At 72.9% G+C, this 3,137-nt stretch carries 3 protein-coding genes; 2 read left to right on the top strand and 1 reads right to left on the bottom strand.

The window, feature by feature from the left end; translation table 11 throughout:
* The first annotated feature begins 171 nt into the window (after positions 1–171).
* Positions 172–1,242: an alkene reductase gene (locus tag ACSNOG_RS32285; RefSeq protein ID WP_436756258.1), complete on the top strand. Its 1,071-nt coding sequence runs from the start codon at positions 172–174 to the stop codon at positions 1,240–1,242.
* 125 nt (positions 1,243–1,367) lie between these two features.
* Here ACSNOG_RS32285 and hemE read toward each other — a convergent pair whose 3' ends face one another.
* Positions 1,368–2,453: a uroporphyrinogen decarboxylase gene (gene hemE / locus ACSNOG_RS32280; RefSeq protein WP_436756257.1), complete on the bottom strand. Its 1,086-nt coding sequence runs from the start codon at positions 2,451–2,453 to the stop codon at positions 1,368–1,370.
* A gap of 91 nt (positions 2,454–2,544) precedes the next feature.
* On the opposite strand from hemE, the gene ACSNOG_RS32275 reads away from it, so the two are divergent.
* Positions 2,545–3,137: DUF3000 domain-containing protein (locus ACSNOG_RS32275; RefSeq protein ID WP_436756256.1), on the top strand; the 593-nt coding region annotated here is incomplete at its 3' end.

The raw sequence follows: 3,137 nt of genomic DNA, 5'->3' as shown, positions 1-3,137 counted from the left end.
ATAAGAGACAGGGCCGGCGGGGCGGAAGGGCCGGCGGAGGGGGTCTCGCGGGTCTCCCTCCCCATTATGTTGGTCGGCCAAGTAATGCGCTACAGTGGCGTCCGAGCCAATGATTGGCCGACCAATAATGGTCGGCCAACTATCTGTCGATGATTCATCGAGGGGACAGCCATGACCACCGCTTTCGACCCGATCGACCTCGCCGGCGTCCGACTCTCCAACCGCATAGCCATGGCGCCGATGACCCGCAGCCGCGCCGGCGAGGGCGGCACCGCCACCGATCTGACCGCCGAGTACTACGCGCAGCGCGCCTCGGCCGGCCTGATCATCACCGAGGGCGTCCAGCCGTCCGTCGTCGGCCAGGGCTACCCCTGGACCCCGGGCCTGCACAGCGACGAGCAGGTCGCCTCGTGGCGCAAGGTCACCGACGCGGTGCACGCCAAGGGCGGCCGGATCTTCGCGCAGCTCATGCACACCGGCCGCATCGGCCACCCGGTGCTGCTCCCCGAGGGCCTGACGCCGGTCGGCCCCTCCGCGGTCGCCGCCGTGGGTGCCACCTTCACCCCCGAGGGCATGAAGGACTTCGTCACCCCCCGCGAGCTCACGGGCGAGGAGGTGCGCGCCACCGTCGCCGACTTCGCCGCCGCCGCGCGCAACGCGATCGAGGCCGGCTTCGACGGCGTCGAGCTGCACGGTGCCAACGGCTACCTGATCCACCAGTTCCTCGCGCCCGGCTCGAACCACCGCACGGACGAGTGGGGCGGCAGCGTCGGGAACCGCATCCGCTTCGCCGTCGAGGTCACCCGCGCCGTCGTCGCCGAGATCGGGGCCGCCCGGACCGGCCTGCGGATCTCCCCGGCCAACCCGCTGCACTCGATCGAGGAGCCCGACGCCGAGGAGACGTACACCGCGCTGATCGACGCCCTGGAGCCGCTGGGCCTGGCCTACCTGCACATCATGGAGGGGGCCGAGATCCGCGAGCTCACCTCGGAGCTGCGCAAGCGCTTCTCCGGGGTCCTGATCCTCAACGCCCGCACCGACGGCCCCACCGGCCCGGACGCCCTCGCGCTCATCGAGGACGGCACCGCCGACGTCATCAGCTACGGGCAGCTCTTCCTCGCCAACCCCGACCTGCCGGCCCGCCTCGCGGCCGGAGGCCCGTTCAACGCCGCGGACCGTGCGACCTTCTACGGCGGCGAAGGCGCCAAGGGCTACACGGACTACCCGGCGCTGGGCGAGTAAGCGACCGAGCGGGGGATCGTACGAGAGCGGGCGGCCGTCCTGGCCCCCCGCTCTCGTATGTCCGCTGTCCTGTCTGTCCTGTCTGCCCTGCCTGTCCTGTTCTGCCTGCCCTGTCCGCAGGTGCCCTAGCGCGCCGTCTGCCCGTGCACGTACTCCACCAGGCGCGTCAGCGCGTCCGGGTTCGTGTTCGGCAGGACGCCGTGGCCCAGGTTGAAGACGTGGCCCTCCAGGCCGGACGCCGCGTCCAGGACCTCACGGGCCTTCAGCTCCACGGCCTCGTGGCCGGCGAAGAGGACGGCCGGGTCCAGGTTGCCCTGCAGGGCCTTGCCCGGGCCGACGCGGCGGGCGGCCTCGTCCATCGGGACGCGCCAGTCCACGCCGACGACGTCCGCGCCGGCCTCGCCCATCAGGCCGAGGAGCTCGCCGGTGCCCACGCCGAAGTGGATGCGGGGCACGCCGTGGTGGGCGACCGCGTCGAAGACCTTGGCCGAGGCCGGCATGACGTAGCGGCGGTACTCGGACGGGGCGAGGGCGCCCGCCCAGGAGTCGAAGAGCTGGACGGCCGAGGCGCCCGCCCGGATCTGCACGTCCAGGAAGGCGGACGTGATGCCGGCGAGGCGGTCGACGAGGTCGGCCCACAGCTCCGGGTCGCCGTACATCATGGCCTTGGTGTTCTCGTACGTCCGCGAGGGGCCGCCCTCGATGAGGTAGCTCGCGAGCGTGAACGGCGCGCCGGCGAAGCCGATGAGCGGGGTCGCGCCCAGCTCGGCGGTCAGCATGCCGACGGCCTCGGTGACGTAGGAGACGTCGGAGGCCTCCAGCGGGCGCAGCCGGTCCAGGTCGGCGCGGGTACGGATCGGCTCGGCGACGACCGGGCCGACGCCCGGCTTGATGTCGAGGTCGATGCCGACGGCCTTCAGCGGCACCACGATGTCGCTGAAGAAGATCGCGGCGTCCACGTTGTGGCGGCGCACGGGCTGCAGGGTGATCTCGGTGACCAGCTCCGGCCGCATGCAGGACTCCAGCATCGGGATGCCCTCGCGCACCTTGCGGTACTCCGGCAGGGACCGTCCGGCCTGCCGCATGAACCACACCGGCGTGTGCGGCACCGGCTCGCGCCGGCACGCCCTCAGGAACGCCGAGTCGTACGCCGCCGTGCGGCCGGTCTGCTGCTGGCCGGCGGGCTGGCCGGCATCCCTGCGCTCACTCATGCCCCAAATCTTCGCACGGGCCGAACGAGTGACCCGCCCATGTGGGTGTCCCTACCCGGAACCGCGCTCCCTTCCGCCTAGTCTTCCGGGCATGGCTGCGGCGCAGGGACACCTCTCGGACGGTCCGGACGACGAGGATGGGGAGGACTCCCCGTCCGTCTTCCGGCAAGCGGTCGCCGGGCTGCAAGGAGTGCGCCTGCGGCCGGAGATCGAGCTCGACGCGACGCCGCCGCCCCAGCGGCTCGCCCCCTACTCGTACGCGCTGGAGGCCGCGGTCGTCGTCGACGACCAGGAACTGGCCGACGGGCGGCTCATCCTGCTGCACGACCCCGCCGGGCACGAGGCCTGGGGCGGGACGTTCCGGCTCGTGACGCTCGTGCACGCGGACCTGGAGCCGGAGATGGCGGCGGACCCACTGCTGCCCGAAGTGTGCTGGTCCTGGCTCACCGGCGCCCTGGAGGCCCGGCGCGTGCCGTACGAGGCGCCGAGCGGGACGGTCACGCGGGCCGGGTCGCACTACTTCGGCGGGCTGCGGGACCGCGAGCCGTCGACGCGGATCGAGATCCGGGCTTCGTGGTCACCGGTGCCGCCGGTGCCGCCGGCGGCGGCGAAGCCGGTCCGGGCGGTGCGGGGCGGCCCCGACGGCGGGGCCGAGGGGGAGACGGGGCCGGGCGCGGGGGGCGT

Source organism: Streptomyces sp. URMC 124, assembly GCF_051386455.1.
GTDB lineage: Bacteria > Actinomycetota > Actinomycetes > Streptomycetales > Streptomycetaceae > Streptomyces.
Note: the sequence above shows the minus strand (reverse complement) of the source record. Positions and strands in the feature narration are given on the sequence as shown.